Source organism: Streptomyces sp. NBC_01669 (assembly GCF_026339735.1).
GTDB classification, from domain to species: Bacteria; Actinomycetota; Actinomycetes; order Streptomycetales; family Streptomycetaceae; genus Streptomyces; species Streptomyces yanii.
The window spans coordinates 187434-203986 of the sequence record NZ_JAPEQG010000001.1 but is presented as its reverse complement, the minus strand read 5'-3'; the positions used below and the strand labels follow the sequence as shown (position 1 = coordinate 203986).

Below are 16553 nucleotides of genomic sequence, written 5' to 3'. Positions count from 1 at the left end.
CGCGGCCCGGCCCTGCACCTGCCCGTGCACTTCCGCCGTGAAGGACTCACCGTGACGACCTTTGCTCTCGTCGGCGCCGGCCCCGGCCTGGGGCTGGTGACCGCCCGACGCTTCGGGGCCGCCGGCCACAGCGTCGCGCTCTTCTCCCGCAGCGCCAACCACCTCGACGACCTCGTGGCCGCTCTGGACGGCGACGGCGTTCAGGCCGGTGGCTTCGCCGCCGACGTCCTCGACTCCGCCTCCCTCACCGCGGCCCTGCAGGCGGCCGCCGAAGCCCTGGGACCTGTCGAGATCCTCCAGTACAGCCCGGTGCCCCACGCCGATCGCTTCGCCGGCGACGCCCTCACCCTCACCTCGGCCCTGTTCACTGAACCTGCGTCGCCTGTTCCGCCGCCCGCGACCACCGAAGAATCTTCCTCGTCCGCCGCACCCACCCGGCGCACCTTCATCGCCACCCGCACCGCAGTCGGAGGCGCCATGGTCGCAGGTGGCGTCATCGGAGGAAGCATCCTCTCCGGCCCGGAGGCGCAAGCCGCCTCGGCGGCGCATTCCAGCAGTGTCTCCGTGACCGTCAACGGCAGTCGGCGCACAGTGACGGTCGACAACCGCACGCCCTGGCCACTTCCTGCGCGCCCGCCCCGCAGACCGTCCACTTGTGGCGGCGCCGGGAACGTCGCCGCGGTCATGGAGGAGATTCCGGCCGATCCGGCCCCGCACATCGGCCGAATCCATGAGCTGACCGGTCCGCGCTCGGAGGACGGCGCCGCTATGGCGGCGGAGGTTTCCGCAGCTCCGGGCCGACCGGTCAGTTACACCGACGTCCCCCTGCAGGATTGGATCGACAACGATCTCGGGCCGTTGGGGCTGCCGGACCACGTCTTCCAGCACATCTCCACCATGCCTCGCCTTCAGGCGGGGAATCGCTACGACCGCAAGGCGGAAGGGGTCGAGCAGGTCATCGGGGGGCCTCCTTGAGAGGTGGCCGATGACGTCCGTGGGAACCCCAGCCTGTCAGCCCCCCGGCGCGTGGGGTAGCGCGCCGGGAGGGGGCGGTCAGTGCTCGGCGCGCAAGGTGCCGAGCAGTCCGTGGGCTTCCTCGTCGATTCCGGCGGCGAACCACACGGAGTCCTTGCCGCCGGACTTGTCGGTGCCGCGCAGCAGCCCCCACACGCCGGGGATCTCGATCGCGTTGCCCTTGCGGTTCCGCAGCGTGCCCTTGAACTTGCCGCTGTTCGGGCTGAAGACGTTGATGTGGCCGTCCCCGAAATTTCCGACGAGCAGGTCGCCGGAGAACTTGCCGAACTTCTTGGGCGCGAGTTCCAGGCCCCAGGGCGAGTTGAGCATGCCACCGCTCGCGAAGCGCTTCAGCAGCTTGCCCTCGGTGCTGAACGTGTCGATGAAGCCGTTGCCCGGACCAGGGACGTCGTCCTTTTTGTCCTCGTCCTGCTTGGCGTAGGTCACGAAGACCCGCGAGCCGATCTTCTTCACATCGAACGGCGCGAAGCCGTCGGGGATGTTCGGGTCCTGGAACCGGTTGTCGGGCGGCAGGAGGTCGAAGTCCTTGTCGAAGACGTCGATGCGGGCGTCACGGAAGTTGGCGACGAGTAGCCGCGACCGCCCGTTGTTGCCGGCCGTCTTGCTGCGCTGCGCGTGGGCCCCGCAGTCCTTCTTCCTGCCCGGGATCAGGGTCAGGCCCTTGAAGACGGCGTTCTCGCCGTCGCTGTTCTCATGCGCGACCCGGACGGCGTTCGTCAGGTTCACGTCCGGGCTCCAGGCGAAGAGGTCGCCGTCCTCGCCCGCGAACAGGAACTGGGCGACACCACTCCTGCCTAAACCACTGAAGCGGAAGTTGTCGGTGTCGTTGCGCACGATCCCGGTAGGGGCGCCGCCCTCCGGGATCGACACCACCAGGTCCAGGATGTTGACCGGCTTCCCGCGGACGGCGCCCGAGTACATCGTGGCCTTGTCCGTGCTTCCCCAAGCTCTCAGCTTCGTTCGAGCAGGGGAGACCCCGTCCGAGGACCTTCCAGCGCCTTGCGATCGCACGCACCAGACGCCGCGAGCTGATAGGACTCCCATTTTATGAGCTCCTCTTAAGGGTCCGGGGAAGGGTCGCTCAAGGAACGCTCTACGAGCTTCGTCCCGAGATGTGAGCGAAGGTCAGCAGGCTCAGGTTGATGATCTGGTCGAGCGGGCCCGTTCGGCGTCGAGCTGGGCAATGGAGGCGGGGGCTCACTGCGTCCTGAGCGCGGTGTCCGGTCGGCACGCCTCGCAGGCCTGGGTCCCGTCGGCGAGGGCCTCCTACCGGCTGATGACGCGCAGCTTTTCTCTGCTTAGGTAGACTGACCTACCTAGTAACGGAGGAATGTGATGAGCGATACCGGGACGGCGGCAGCGCTCCCCAGTAGGCGGCGGGGGGCCGCGCGCGAGCGGCTGCTCGCCGCCGCAGCGCGCCGCTTCTACGCCGACGGCGTGGCGGCGACAGGGATCGACACGATCACCGCCGAGGCGGGCGTGGCGAAGATGAGCCTCTACAACAACTTCTCCTCCAAGGCCGATCTGGTGATGGCCTACCTCGATGCGCGGCATGAGGAGTGGCTGGGCCTGTACCGGCGGCGGCTGGAAGAGGCCGCGGACGGTCGCGGCGGTGTGCTGGCCGTCTTCGACGCGTACGCCGATCACGCCGCCTTCGCCTACGATCACGGTTTTCGGGGCTGTGGCCTGCTGAACGCGGCCGCCGAGTTGCCCGCCGGGGACGAGGGCCGGGCTGTGGTGCGCCGGCACAAGGAGGAGGTCGAGTCCCTGCTCGTCGGGCATCTTGAGGAGCTGCTGCCCGGGCGGCCCGAGGAAGCGCGCGGGATGGCGGAGCATCTGTCGTTCCTGCTGGAAGGCGCGATGGCACGCGCCGGCCTGGAGGGCGCGGGTACGCGTCTGGAGCACGCCCGGGCGATGGCGGCCAACCTGCTGGACCGGCTGTGACGCGGCCCGTCGGACACGTGGCCGGCTCGGTGAGCGTGGGGGCGGTGTGCGTGCTGGTGGCGTCGGTGCTGTGGGGCACCACGGGCACCGCCGCGACCTTCGCCCCGGCAGTGGGGCCGCTCGCGATCGGGGCCGTCGCCATGGGCCTGGGCGGACTGCTCCAGGCCCTCATTGCCGCTCCCCGTATCCGCCGGGAAGCTCCTCGGCTGCGCACGCAGAAGGGTGTGGTGCTCCTCGGCGCGATCGCGGTGGGGGCCTACCCCCTGGCGTTCTACACCTCCATGCACCTGGCCGGGGTCGCCGCCGGCACCGTGGTGTCGATCGGCTCGGCCCCACTCGCCTCTGCCCTGATCGAGCGTGTCGTCGACGGGCGCCGCCTCACGCGCCGCTGGATGACCGGCGCCGCTCTGGGCCTGTCCGGCACGGTGCTGCTGTGCACGGCCGAAGCGGCCGGAGCCCACTCCGGCCCCGGGGCCCGATCCGCAGGGACGACCGTGCTCGGCGTGGGTCTGGGCCTGGTCGCCGGCTTCACCTACGCCCTGTACTCCTGGGCGGCCCACCGCCTGATCAGCAACGGTGTCACCTCCGGCGCGGCCATGGGTACCGTCTTCGGGCTGGGCGGGCTGCTGCTCCTGCCGGTGCTGCTGGCCACCGGCGCCCCGCTCCTTACCTCCTGGTCCAACGCAGCGGTCGGCGCCTACATGGCTCTGGTGCCCATGTTCATCGGCTACGTCCTGTTCGGCTGGGGCCTGGCGTACGTCCCGGCAAGTACCGCGACGACGCTTTCCCTTTTGGAACCCGCCGTCGCGGCCGTCCTAGCTGTACTCGTCGTCGGCGAACGCCTGCCCCTGCTGGGATCGGTCGGCATCGCCCTGGTCGTCGGCTGCCTTGCCGTGCTCACCATGCCAGTCCGGACCACTACGAGGCCCGGGGCAACCACCACGGGGCCGAACACCACCGTCCAGGCAGACGCCGCTGCCCTGGTAGGGCCCGGCGGGACCCCATGAGCCCAGGTGCCTGGGCGGAGAGCGCGACGGCCTCTGCCCGGGCATGGGCGGGAGGTCGTCCACCTCGTTCTGGGTGAGCTCGCGCGCGTCGCCCACGGCGCTCAGGATGCGCGGTCAGCCTCACGGCTGCTCGTCGTCCTCCTCCAGACCGGCCGTGGCCGGGTCGCGCAGCGGGCGCAGGCCGCGCCGGACGGGACGCTGGCGCGGAAGCTGTAGTGGCCCAGGCAGTTGAGGTTCGTGCGGCGGAGCGAGGACAGGCGGGCAACGTCCTCGTCCAGGACGTCGTGCTCCCGCTGATCGGCAGGCAGCGCCCGAAGATGGGCGACGGCCGCGTCCAGATATAAGCGGGTGGTCCACAGCACGGCGGCGTTCAGGACCAGACCGAGCGCGTCGATCAGGTCCTCCCGCCCCTCGCGGTACGCCTGCATGATCTGCCCGTGCTGCCGTGGCAGATGTCCCGGGCGAGCTTGTGCCGTGACTCCTGGACGGTAACTGCTGGTTCATCTGCCGCCGATAGGTGTCGTCGACCGGGTCCACCACCCAGATGAAGGGTCTTGGCGACCTGGTCATTCACGGCGTTCAGCCGGTGATGCCTCGCTTGAAGTGGTGGTACTTCGGCGAGGTTCCGGCATTGAAGGTCCGCTTCAGCACCACGAACCCCAGCCCGTCTACCGAGGTGAGCAGGCCCTCGCCCCAGTCCCAGCGGGGTCGACGCCCGGAGCGACGAACTGCCGCTGGCCCGTCAAACTTCACGCTTATCGGCGTGTTCGATGCCTGGTCCATCTGTATCTGTTGTGGGTGTGGGTGTGGGTTTGTGGCTGGTTGTGATTGGGGCAGGCGCGCCTGGTCGCGGTGTCTCGTTCTGCCGACGTGACCTCCGGTGGCGTGCCTGCTTGGTTTGCCGGATACCCGTTGGGTCCCGTATCCGAAACCCGGTGGGGGCCGGACGAAGGCGTGGTGGGGCTGTGTGGCTGGGTGTGTTCGGAGGTGTTGGGGTGGCTGGGTGTGGGTGGGTTGGTGGGCGGGTGAGGTGTTCGTGTGGCTTGCCCTGGGTGCCTGGGTGCCCGGCCGGGTGCCTGGGGGTCCGGGGTGCGCGGGGTGGTGGCTGGGGGTTGGTGTTGGTCTGTGCGGGTTAGTAAAACGACAATATGCGTGCCGGTGTCGGGGTGTGTGGGGTGGAGGTGTCAGTGTTCATGGACTTCCCTCCAGTGTGGAGAGTGTCATGAAGCTGCTTCCCAGGATTTTCAGACAGTCGAAGGACCCGGCTGACGCGGTCGTGTCGCGGCGGCTTGAAGAAAGTATTGAATGTGCCGGCTACTGGGCGAGGAGGATGCCGCGGGAAGCGGCCCGTCTGGTACGGAAGGTTCGTTTTTATACTTTGGCTGCGGCGGTGCTGAGTCTCGTCACGGGGCTTCTGGCATGGCCGGTTATCGGTGGGGCGTCGCAGTTGACGGCGCAGGTGTTCATTTCGGTGTTGGCGGGTCTGGCTGCGTTGGTGGTTGTTGTGCCTCATGCCACGGGTCTGAGTGATCGTGGTGATGAGTCGATCAGGCTGTGCGGTACGTACGGTGCGGTGTACCGGGAACTTCTGGAGGCGAGGGGCCGGCTTGCTGCTGGATCTTTGGAGGATCCTGCTCGTGTGGCCGAGATCATCCGCCAGTTCGAGCACATTCAAGAACGCAGGGATGCGTTGGCGCTTCCGGCGGGGGACGGGTATCTGGAGGGTGGGTCTGGTGTGGGGGCGGTCAGGGGTGGTGGGCGGTGGGGACGCACCGGCCGGGATGGACTGCGGGAGACTGCAGGGCCGTTGCTGCCGTCGGCGCGGGTGGGCCCGCAAGACGGCCGGGCCGTGGCTGTCGATGACGAGGCCGTTCTTGCGGCGCTGGTCTGTGTGTTGAGGAGCGGGTGCGAGCCGCGGCGTGTGCCGTCGTATGCCAGAGTTTCGTCGGCTGTGGTGCACCGCTTGTTCCGGGTCTGGCCTCGGGCCGGGGGCTGGGGGGCGCCTTCGCCGGGCGGTGCTGGACGGATCCGCCGGCTGGGGTTTGCTGGTTCCTTGACGAGTCGTCCCCGGCTCGGCCCGGGTGCGCGTCGCGGGGGCGGTGAACTTGCGGGTCCGGGCCTGGATGTCGGTGACAGGCCAGGTTCTGGGGTGCAGCTTGTGCGCGATGCTGCCGGTATGCCTGTGGTTCTTGGTGCCTCAACGGGCCCCAACCGTCACGCCGGGTCCTGAAAACTGTCCGAGCAATGCGGTTGATTGCTGCAAGGAGTGGAGGGGCGGGGCCTGTTCGGCGGGCTGGTCCAGCTGCTGCTGGCGGTGGCGACGGCGTTCGCGCCCGTGTGTGTGCAGCGACCCGGCTTGGCACGATGCGCGCCGCTGTTCTGTCCCGCCCCTGGGCAGTATCGCGTGTCCTCCAGGACCGTCGGCAGTGGAGCAGGGGCGCCGCTATGGGAGACCTCATGCGCCCTTCCGTGAATTCCGGCGGACCGTTCGATGAAGGTTGCCGCTTCCTGATCGGTAAGTTGTCCAGTCAAGCTAGCGTCCGTGCCCATGAGATTCCTTCGCAGAGCAGCAGGTCTAGGCCTTGCGCTGCTCTTCTTCATCCTGGGCTTCTGTGCACAGCCCGCTGCGGCGCATGTGTCACCGGAGCACGCCGAACTCGTCATATCGACCAAGGAAAACGTCACCAGTGGGCGGCTGATCGTCCACCATGACGTGGTGTCACCACAGAAGGCAGGTGCCTGGGCGTCGCACCTGCTGAGCGCGGCGTGCCCTGCCACCGGCTCCGGCGTCGCCGGGGACGGCGGCGGCGTCCCCGGCGGTGTGGTGGTCGAGCTCGCGTGGAGCTGCCACGTCGACAAGCTCGACCTGAGCGCAATGCTGCAGCAGGCCGGGCTGACCCAGGTCGTCACCGAGTTCGACGGCACCACGGTCAACGCCAACGCGCAGACCCCCGTCGTCGACGCCTCGGGTGCCCACGCGCTTCCCACCTTCCCGTGGGCAGGTGTTGCGCTCGGCATCGCGGCGGCCGCCGCGCTGCTGCTCGCGGTGTGGCAGATCCGCACCGGGCGCCTCCAGGTCGCCCAGCTGGTCGCCAGGGTGCGCGCCGGCCGCGGGCGGATCAAGCTGGCCGCCGTCGGCGTGGTGACGCTGTCCTTCCTGGCTCCCCAGGTGGCAGCGGCGGCGCCGCTCGCCGAGGGGGCAGCGGCGAACACGGTCACTGTCACGGGCACGGTCTTCGAGGACGCCAACGGCAACGGCAAGCGCGACGCGGGCGAGGCTGCGATGCCCGGGGTCGACGTCACGGACGGCGCCGGCTGGACGACGACCGGCCCCGACGGCTCGTACAGCCTGCAGATGGACCCGGCCCGGCGGGAGACCGACCTGATCAGCATCGTCTCCCCGAACGGTTACACCCCCCACCTGCGCGACGACTACGTCCCGGAGTACTTCCACAAGGTGCCCGAGGGCGGTCCGAGCACCGGCATCGACTTCGCCCTGGTGCCGGACAAGAACGCCGCCAACCCCACCGAGAAGTGGCTGATGGACTCCGACGGCGAGGTGTCCAACACCTCGGACGGAGCCGCGCGCAGCACGCTGCCGGAGTGGACCGGCCAGGTCGAGGCGATGTCCCAGCTCGACGGCGCGTCGATGGTGATCGCGACCGGCGACCTGACGGTCACCGACTACGCCTCGGAGCCCCGCCGGCAGGTTGGCTACAACCTCCTGCGCAAGGGCCTGGTCGACGGCAAGCTCGGCATGCCCTTCTACCCCGTGGTCGGCAACCACGACATCGGCGGCACCGCCACCTCGCAGGGCTATGCGGGCAGCCTGGAGTACTACCGCCGCAACATGGGCCCGGAGTGGTACAGCTTCGACCGCAACGGCCGGCACATCGTCGTCCTTGAGGACAACTACGACTCCAGCGGCCTGAAGCCGCAGCTGGAGTGGCTGCGTGAGGACCTCAAGCGCCACGCGGTTGGCAAGCAGGTGCTGGTCTTCGCACACCGGTCGCTGTTCACCCAGTGGGGCCCGGGGGCCGGCATGCAGCCGACCATCGACGAGCTGTCGAAGTACGACGTGCGGATGTTCGCCGCGGGCCACAACCAGCAGGCCGAGTACCGGCGTGGCGCCTTCGACCGCTCGGTCGAGATCAACAACCAGGGCAAGTACGGCATCGACGGTTCCCACCCGGACTACAAGATCCTCGACTTCAAGGGCATCTACGACGACCCGGGCACAAAGCTCAATGAGGACACCGGCTACGTCATGGGCACCCACCGTCAGTTCGACGTCCGCAACGCCGTCGCGCTGGTCAGTCCCGCCCAGGGCAGTGTGCACGGCAACAGCGCCGGGATACCGATCCAGCTGTACGCCGAGGACGCCGGGCGCACCCCGGCCACGGCCTCGCTGACCCTTCGCGACTCGCGCGGCCACATCGCCTGGCACGAGGAGCGTATGAAGTTCGGCAGCGGAGTCCGCAAGACCGGCATCGAGAACTGCTACACGCCTCCGGGCGGCACCCCCGAGCCCTGCCCGGAGACCCGGACCTCCTGGACCCGGGTCAGCGACCACCTCCCTGGCCTCCGGCCGGACACCTACACGGCCGAGATGACTGTGGTCGACACCCGCGGCAAGGCGTGGCGCACCATCACCAACACCTTCACGGTGGTGCCCGAAGACAAGCTGGCCACCCCGAAGACCGGTCAGGACTGGCTGCGTCAGGGCGGCGACGAGGCGGGTCGCTCCGCCAGCGGCGACAACCCCGGCACCGAGCTCGACCTGCAGTGGGCGGCCAACACCGGCGAGCAGTTCAACCTCAACGGGTCGGTCGTGGTGAACGGCAAGGTGATCGTCTCCTCCAGGGCGTTCGACTCGCCGAACCACATGATGCTGGCCTACGACATCAAGTCCGGCCGCGAGATCTGGCGTACCTATCTGGACGGTGACGCCGAATCGGCACCGACCTACCACGACGGCAAGGTCTACATAACCACCGCCGTCGGCCGGATCTACGCGCTGGACGCCGAGGACGGCCACGTCGTCTGGCAGGCGGTGGAGAAGGAGGAGCAGCACGGCAACACCGTCCGCCGCTATGGGCGCGCCGGTGGTCCGGTCACCGTCTTCGACTTGAAGGACGCCCAGCGCACGGTCGCCGTCTACCAGGACTGGAACAAGATCCAGTGCCGTGACGCCAAGACCGGCAACCTGCTCGGCGGATTCAACGGCGCGACGAACTGGGGTCAGTTCCACAGCACGGCTGTCCGCCAGCCCGGCTCCGACATCGCCTACCTGCACACCGACTCCAGCAGCACCGTGGTCGCCATGGACCTCGTCGGCTGCCGCCAGCTGTGGGCGAAGGGCACCGACGGCGGCATCGACAGCCACTCCTCCCCGACCCTCACCGACCCGGCCCAGGGGGACCCGCAGCTGGTGACGGTGACGACGAGCGGTGCCCGCGGGCACGACCTCAAGACCGGCAACGTCCTGTGGCAGTCCGCGGCCAACGACCCGTGGACCTGCGAGCCCGGCAAGGCTCCGCTGACGAGCCCCGCCATCTGGGGAGACATCGCCTACATAGCGGGCCGCGACGGCGTCATCCGCGCCTACGACACCAGCGCGGCCGACCCGTCCAAGCCGCTCTGGGAGACCAAGGTCGGCTACCTGCCCGGCAGGAGCCCGATGGACGACAAGTGGCGGGTCGCCCAGGGGTGCACCGAGGGTCCCGGTTCGCCCGCGATGCACGCCCTGGTCACCAAGGACCTGGTGTATGCGGGCACCCGGGACGGCCGCCTGGTCGTCCTGGACCGCGTCACCGGCAAGCGGCTGACCGAGTACAACCTCGGCGCCAGTGTGACCTCGGCGCTCTCCGTCAGCGGTGACTGGGTGATCGCCCTCACCGACGACGGCACGCTCCACGCACTCGCTGCCCGCCACCCGCGCGGCAACGGCAGCTGACCCACCGTCCGCGAGTTGCCTCCCCCCGCCGGGGGAGGCAACTCGGGGCGCTCCACTCCCGACGGGACCACCACTGTGCACACCCTCCGGACCACCCGCACCCACGCCGCCCGTCTCGTGCTGATCGGACTGGCAGCCGTATTGGCGGTGCTCGGCGCCGCAGGCACGGCCGAGGCGCACCCCTTCGGCACACCGCCGGTCGCCCAGGTCAGGGCCGAAGGCCGCACCGTCGAGGTCATCTGGTCGGCCCAGCGCAACGACCTGGACGTCATGCACCAGGCTGCCAGGGGGGACGAGGCGGCCTACCTCGGCTCGCACATCACCGTGCTCCAGGACGGGCGCGCATGCCGGCTCGGGGCGGTGGACACTGCGCGGCTCGCGAGCAAGGGCGCCGTGATCCACTACACCTGCCCCGAACCCGTGGACACGGTCGCCTTGACCATCACCGCGCTGATCGACGTCAACCCGGCCTATCGCACGATCTCCGTGACCAAGAAGGGTGGCGGCGGCCTGCACACGGCGAGCGACCCCACCCTTACTCTCGCCCTCGCCGGAGCCGGCAGCTCCGCCGCCACCGCATCCACGGGGCCGACGACCGTGTGGACCACAGACCTTGCGGCACTGCTGGACCACGGTGTCGTGCTGCCCCTGGCCCTTCTCGTCTCGGCAGCCGTGGGCGCCTTCCACGCCTGCGCCCCCGGCCACGGGAAGTCGCTCGCCGCCGGGTACCTCGTGGGCGGCCAGGGCAGGGCGCGGGACGCGGTGTGGCTCGGCGCCGTCGTGGCCGTCATGCACACCGCATCGGTCGCCGTACTTGCCGTGGGCTGGTGGCTCGCCGCCCAGCACGCACCGGACGTCGCAGCGGTGACGAACTGGCTTCAGCTGATCGCAGCCCTGGTCGTGGTCGCCGTGGGCATCGGACTGCTCCGGCGCCACCTGACCAACCGCAAGCACGGCCACAGCCATGGCCACCACCACGACCACGATCACGAGCATGACCACGATCACCACCACGGCCACAGCCACCACATCCCGACGTCCACGTCCCTGCTCACCTGGCGCGGCATCCTGCTGATCGGCACATCCGGCGGCCTGCTCCCCTCCCCGTCCGCGTTCCTCGCCCTCCTCACCGGGCTGCTGACCGGCCAGGTCGGCGCGGCGATCGCCATGGTGGCGGCGTTCGGTGCCGGCATGGCGCTGACCCTGACCAGCGTCGGCCTTGCGGTACTGCGCGGTCGCGACGCGTTCCTCGCCCGAGCCACGACCTCGCCTGTGCTGCGCACCTGGAGTACCCGCGTCCCGATCGTCGCGGCCTGGGCCGTCGTCACCGGCGGCACCGTGGCATCAGCCGTCGCCGTCGGCCGCGTCCTGGCATCGTGATGCTCGGTGCGCAGCGCGGCGGCCTCGGAGCCGAACCGGGCGTCGTCGCCCGACGAGGCGTCGAGCTCGGCAAAGAAGGCAGTCAGCGAGTCCTGCTCGCGCGCCGCCCCGATCTCCTCCGCCAGGTGCTGCCGACGCATCTCACGCGCGGTGGGCGGGCGGTCGCGCCACTTGTAGTACCACGACTCCGACACCCCCAGAGCCCGACAGGCGACCCGATGCGGTATGCCTTCCCCGGCCTTGCAGCTGCTGATCACCTCGACCGCGCCACGGCCGGGTCCGCCTCAGCTACTTCACCCACAAGGCGACGAATCGCTTGCACACATCACGCTCCATCTAAAGCTCGCGGATGCGCTCGTCCTTCTCCCGCGCCTCGGCCCGCAGCTATGACGGAACCTTTTTCGCGAGCTCGGACCCGAGCCGTCCCGAAGCGATAAATCACCTGTCCCCCAACGTCAAACGTAGGGACGGTTCATGGCTTAGTGTTGCGTCGGCCACTCGGAATACTGCATCGGACGTGGTCGTCTGCCTCGCGGATTGCCAGAGCTAAGGCGTCAAACCTGGACGATCCACCTCACGGAAGGATACCCGGCACACCATGACGAGTTCTTCGACAGTCGACCAGATGCGTGAGCGTGGCGGCTGGAATCCACTGTGGGACCAGCTGTACGAATGGGATCCGGTATGGACTGAGCAGTTCATGAAGACAGCTACGGCGCCCTGGGAAAACGGTATTCTCGAGCCGAAGGTCATCGAAATGCTCTGCATTGCGGTGGACGCCGCCTGCACCCATATGTATTCTCCTGGGGTCCGTCGCCACATACGAGCCGCGCTGGAGCTGGGCGTGACTCGGGACGAGATCCTCGAGGTGCTGAAGCTGACCACCGTGGTCGGTATCCACGCATGCAACGTCGGGGTTCCAGTCCTCGCGGAAGAACTCACCGCCCAGGAGCTGCGACGCGCCGACCGTCCGTAGCATCCTGGAGGCATCGCGGTAACGCCATGTTCTGGCTCCCTGTGGCGGCGTACTGCTCAAGCTGAGGCGTGGTCGAACCGACGACGATCACCGGCGATGCGTCGGCCCGGGCCGGCGCCGCGGGTAGCACGCCGGTGAAAGCGCCCACCACAAGCAACGCGACGACGGTGTAGATTCGGATGAGCGGGATAATTCCCCGTGATAGTCGCGGGGCCAGGTGTGCCATGGCTACTCCCGTCACTCCATCGATGGACCTACATCGGGCGGGAAATCCTCGTCACGACTAAGTGAGCGTTTGATTCTGATCTGCGATGGTTAGCGACGGTTTTGGGTTCCGTCAAATACAGCTGAAGGCTGCCGATATGCCCGGAACATGAATTCTGGGCGGAGCAACGGAACAGCAGCGCGGGAACTTCCTCCAGGAAGCACCGCCTCATTTGCGCACGTTCCGGTTCACGCCAGATTCCCGGACTGCAACCAGTGCCCCCAACACCTCCCCGCACGCCACTGCCAGGGAAATCACCGACCGGTAACCCGGACAGTATGCAGCCACATCGGCCCTACCCGAGCGACCTGTCCGACGCACGGTGGGAACTAATCCGCCCCACGCTCGAGGCCTGGCGCCAGGCCCGGGCCGGCATCCGCCGGCCCTTCAGCTCGCTCGGGAGCGATGTGTGCTCGCGTCGCCAGCAGCCAGGAGTTCGTTACCGTGGCCCTGGCGAGCATGGGGAAAGCGAGCTGTCGGCCATGCCTCAGACGGGCCCTGACTCAGCGAGACAGGACGGACTTGTTTGATTCCCCGCCGGCTGTCTCGATCCACAGCACCACTGACCAAACCGGGTATCCCGGGAGCGCTCCGGGGCCCTGGGCAGAGCCCCGGTACCTACGGGGGAGCGGTACCGGGGCTCTGCCATCACCGTAACGGCCCGCGGCTGCGGATCCGGTGACGTTCCTGCGACTACTTGGTGCCGCCCTGTTTGCGCAGCGCTTCGAGTGCCGCCTCGACAGTGCGAGTCTGCCCCTCGGACGTGCGCAGCGACTCCCGGGCCGTGTCAAGCTCGTTGCGCAGATCATCCACCCGGGTCTCCTGCGTCTGCAGACGACCAGCGGTGCGCTGGGCAGGGGCAGGCTGTCGTCCACGGGATGCTTGGCAAAGGGCTGAGTCGTCGCACGGTCGCCCGTGAACTCCGGATGACCTACCGAACCGTGCAGCGTCTGGCCGACGCAGCCATCCCGGAGGATCTCTTCCAGGGCCAGTGGCAGAATCGGAAGACGAAGCTCGACGACTTCAAGCCGTACTTGCCCGAACGGTGGGCGGCAGGCTGCACGAACGCCTGGCCCCTCTGGCAGGAAATCCAGACGCACGGATACACAGGTGGATACGGAACCGTCCGCGCATACCTTCGTCCCTTCCGGAACGCCGCTGGACGGCTGGCATGAGGGGTTCGGGTGGGTGGTGTCCTGCAGGCTGGTGCCGTGATGGTGTTTCCGCGCGGCTGCGGCTGGGGGTCGTTGCGGCCAGGTCGGTGCATGGCCGGTGCCGGTGACGGGGGTTCAGGTCTGGTTCTGGTGGTGGGGTTTTTCGGGGTGGGGTCGGTTATTGGTGGTGGGGGTATTCGGGCCGGAGCGGGTACGGGTTCTTCGGTGATGGTTGTTCAGGGTGGGGTCTTTTGGGTGTTTGGTGATGGTTGTTCGGGGTGGGGGGTGGGTGGGGTTCGGGGTGGTGGGGGTGGGTGGGGTTTTGGTGTGTTGGGTTGGGTGGGGTGCCCCCCGGTGGGGTGCCCCCGGTGGGGTGAGTGGGTGTCAGTGTGTCGCTCGGTGGGTCTAATGGTGTGCCAGGTGTGGTTGCTGGCCTGTTTTTTGGTGGTCTGTCAGGTGGTGGTGGGGTTGTGGTGGGTGTTGTGTGTACACCCGGTCGGCCTCCTGGGGTCACACCTTCGGTATTTCCGATATGACAGCTATTGGGGTTGTCAGTACGTTCGTCTCAGGTCGGCTGTCCGGTCGACGGCGTCTTTGAGACAGGAAGTAGTGACATGACCACGCGTACCGTGGCCGTGGCCGCCGCCGCAGTAGGCGCAGCGGTCCTCGCCACCACCGGCATCACCTATGCCTCGGCAGCCGGGTCCGTCCAGGCTGCCCCGTTCGTTCGGCAGGCCGCTCCTGCCGCGGTTGTCTTTGGTGATGAGGGCGGCGGGAATGACAGGGGGAACGAGGGCCGCGGCAACGGCGGTGACAACGGCGGTGACTACGGTCGTGGCAACGGTCGTGGCAACGGCCGTGGCAACGGCGGTGACTATGGTCGCGGCAATGGCGGTGACAACGGAGGTGGCTACGGCGGTGGTAATGGCCGTGGTGACGGCGGTGGCTACGGCGGTGGCTTCGGTCGTGGCGATGGTCGTGATGGTGGCTACGACGATGACTATGGCGACAGGGAGGGGCGGATCCAGTTCAACGAGCGGACGTACTCTGCTCATACGGATGGCTGTATCACGGTGGTGAGCGGTCTGGGCTCGCGGAGTTTCAACGTCCGTAACGACAGCCGGAAGACTGTTGAGGTCTTCAGCGGGGTCACCTGCGACGACGGGTCCCCGGTCGCGACGGTCGGTCCCTGGAGCACCAGTAACGGTGTCTTCACCCGCTTCGTCCGCGGGGGCGTGTGGGTCAAGCACGGTGTCGTGGGTAGTTTCCGGGTCGTCGACAACTACCGCGACAGGTGGTGACAGGGCCACTTGTCGCATGGAAATCCCGGCCCGTCGGAATCGGGCCGGGGTTTCCGGTATAGGGGGGCACATCGCGGCGGGTGCCCGGTCCCGGGCGGCCGCATCACGTGTGCGGCCCACGCCCGGTGCCCCATAACACCTGCTACGCCATACTAAGTGTTTGCCGTGTCCCCCGCGTGTCGCGCTGGGCGGGCCCGGCCGGCCACGGCCTTGCGGACTTTGTTCCAGGGCCCGCGGGCCGAGGCGCCGGGTGGTTGTGGCCGGGTCGTTCCGGCGGCGGCCGGGCGGTCGCAGGGGACGTGCTCACGGCCGGGACCGCGCAGTCCCTTGCGTATCGGGAGCAGGGCAGCCGGGCCCGGCGCAGGGGATCGCCCCGGCGGCAAGGGCCTGGACCTGCGGTCCCTTTCCTCTGGACCTGCGGTCCCTTTCCTGCGGGGCTTTGGCGGTGGGGCGAAACCTGCGTCACCGGCCCTGGTGGTCTGTTCCTGGGCATCCGGCACGGGCGGTGGGGCACCGGGTGTCGACTGTTTTGGTGAGCGTGCCGGGCTCGCTCCGGGGCCGGGGTCATCGTCGTGCCGGGACCCGCGGTCGCGTCCGGTCCCCGGCCGGCGCGGGGGGAAGCGGTCTGGTTTCTTCGTGGCGGCCGAAGGCACCCGCAATGCGACGACGTGCCTCCGGGTGCCCGGACCGTCCTTGACGGCCCGGGCACCCGGAGGCACAAACCGCGCCCGCCCCCGCCTGCGCGTCCGCCCCGCCCGCTGCGTCCGCCTGCGGGCCCGCCCCGCCCGCTGCGCTCGCCGTGCCCGCCCCGCCTGCTGCGCCCGCCTGCGGGCCCGCCCCGCCCGCTGCGCGCCCGCCCCGCCTGCTGCGTCCGCTGCGCGTCCCGCCTGCTGCGCCCGCTGCCTGCGCGTCCGCCCCGCCTGCTGCGTCCGCTGCGCGTCCGCTGCGCCCGCTGCGCGCCCGCTGCGCGTCCGCTGCGTCCGCTGCGCGTCCGCTGCGCCCGCTGCGCCCGCCCGCCGCCTGCGCGTCCGCCCCGCCTGCTGCGCCCGCCTGCGGGCCCGCCCCGCCCGCTGCGCGCCCGCCCCGCCTGCTGCGTCCGCTGCGCGTCCCGCCTGCTGCGCCCGCTGCCTGCGCGTCCGCCCCGCCTGCTGCGTCCGCTGCGCGTCCGCGGGGTTTGCCGCCTGCGTGTCATCCGGGGCTGAGCGCTTGCGTCCCCGCCTTCGTCCGGGTGGGGGGCTGCCCCTGGCCCGCCCGTCGTAGCTCCCTGCTCCCGTGCTTCTTTCCCCCGGGGGGCACAGGTGAGGTTCCCCCGAGATGCGGAAAGAAGTGACAGCGGGTCAGATGGGACTCATGAGAGGAACATCGACCATGGCTGCCCCCAGGAAATACTCGCTCGAGTTGCGTGCCGGTACAGCCATCCAGTACCCCCAGTGCGCTCAGCCGTGCGACCGGGTTCGCTGAGACAGAAGCCCGAACGACTCGGTTCGTTGAGAAAATATCTTGATTGAGTGAGACGGGGCAGGTGCTGGTTCCGC

Annotated in this window: 9 protein-coding genes and 3 pseudogenes; 9 read left to right on the top strand and 3 right to left on the bottom strand. The window is 69.0% G+C overall.

Features of this window, described 5'->3' with window-relative positions:
• Positions 1-51 precede the first annotated feature (51 nt).
• A pseudogene (locus OG972_RS00975) lies at positions 52-324 on the top strand (SDR family NAD(P)-dependent oxidoreductase); the annotation flags it as partial.
• 729 nt (positions 325-1053) lie between these two features.
• On the opposite strand, the gene OG972_RS00970 reads toward OG972_RS00975, so the two are convergent.
• Positions 1054-2079, bottom strand: a complete 1026-nt coding sequence (locus tag OG972_RS00970; RefSeq protein WP_266977794.1) for a TIGR03118 family protein — start codon at positions 2077-2079, stop codon at positions 1054-1056.
• Positions 2080-2370: 291 nt separating this feature from the next.
• Between OG972_RS00970 and OG972_RS00965 the strand changes: the two genes are divergently transcribed.
• A complete protein-coding gene (locus tag OG972_RS00965) occupies positions 2371-2979 on the top strand; it encodes a TetR/AcrR family transcriptional regulator (protein ID WP_266977793.1) in 609 nt (202 codons plus the stop codon).
• Positions 2980-3029: 50 nt separating this feature from the next.
• On the top strand, positions 3030-3986 hold the full coding sequence (locus OG972_RS00960; RefSeq protein WP_266990210.1) for a DMT family transporter: 957 nt from the start codon (positions 3030-3032) through the stop codon (positions 3984-3986).
• Positions 3987-4106: 120 nt separating this feature from the next.
• On the opposite strand, the pseudogene OG972_RS00955 reads toward OG972_RS00960, so the two are convergent.
• Positions 4107-4551 (bottom strand): annotated as a pseudogene (locus tag OG972_RS00955) (Tn3 family transposase); the annotation flags it as partial.
• 14 nt (positions 4552-4565) lie between these two features.
• The gene (locus OG972_RS00950) at positions 4566-4769 is read right to left on the bottom strand and encodes a Tn3 family transposase (protein ID WP_266977791.1); all 204 of its coding nucleotides are present in this window, start codon (positions 4767-4769) and stop codon (positions 4566-4568) included.
• A gap of 1765 nt (positions 4770-6534) precedes the next feature.
• On the opposite strand from OG972_RS00950, the gene OG972_RS00945 reads away from it, so the two are divergent.
• From OG972_RS00945 to OG972_RS00920, 6 genes and pseudogenes are all read left to right on the top strand, one after another.
• Positions 6535-9942, top strand: a complete 3408-nt coding sequence (locus OG972_RS00945) for a PQQ-binding-like beta-propeller repeat protein (RefSeq protein WP_266977790.1) — start codon at positions 6535-6537, stop codon at positions 9940-9942.
• Positions 9943-10017: 75 nt separating this feature from the next.
• Positions 10018-11322 (top strand): sulfite exporter TauE/SafE family protein, encoded by a 1305-nt coding sequence (locus OG972_RS00940; RefSeq protein ID WP_266977789.1) that lies wholly within the window; start codon positions 10018-10020, stop codon positions 11320-11322.
• A 598-nt stretch (positions 11323-11920) separates the two neighbouring features.
• The gene (locus OG972_RS00935) at positions 11921-12298 is read left to right on the top strand and encodes a carboxymuconolactone decarboxylase family protein (RefSeq protein ID WP_266977788.1); all 378 of its coding nucleotides are present in this window, start codon (positions 11921-11923) and stop codon (positions 12296-12298) included.
• A 543-nt stretch (positions 12299-12841) separates the two neighbouring features.
• Positions 12842-12949 (top strand): annotated as a pseudogene (locus OG972_RS00930) (IS5/IS1182 family transposase); the annotation flags it as partial.
• A 540-nt stretch (positions 12950-13489) separates the two neighbouring features.
• On the top strand, positions 13490-13738 hold the full coding sequence (locus tag OG972_RS00925) for a hypothetical protein (protein ID WP_266977787.1): 249 nt from the start codon (positions 13490-13492) through the stop codon (positions 13736-13738).
• A 593-nt stretch (positions 13739-14331) separates the two neighbouring features.
• Positions 14332-15018, top strand: coding sequence for a hypothetical protein (locus OG972_RS00920; protein ID WP_266977786.1), 687 nt, complete (start codon positions 14332-14334; stop codon positions 15016-15018).
• Positions 15019-16553: the final 1535 nt, after the last annotated feature.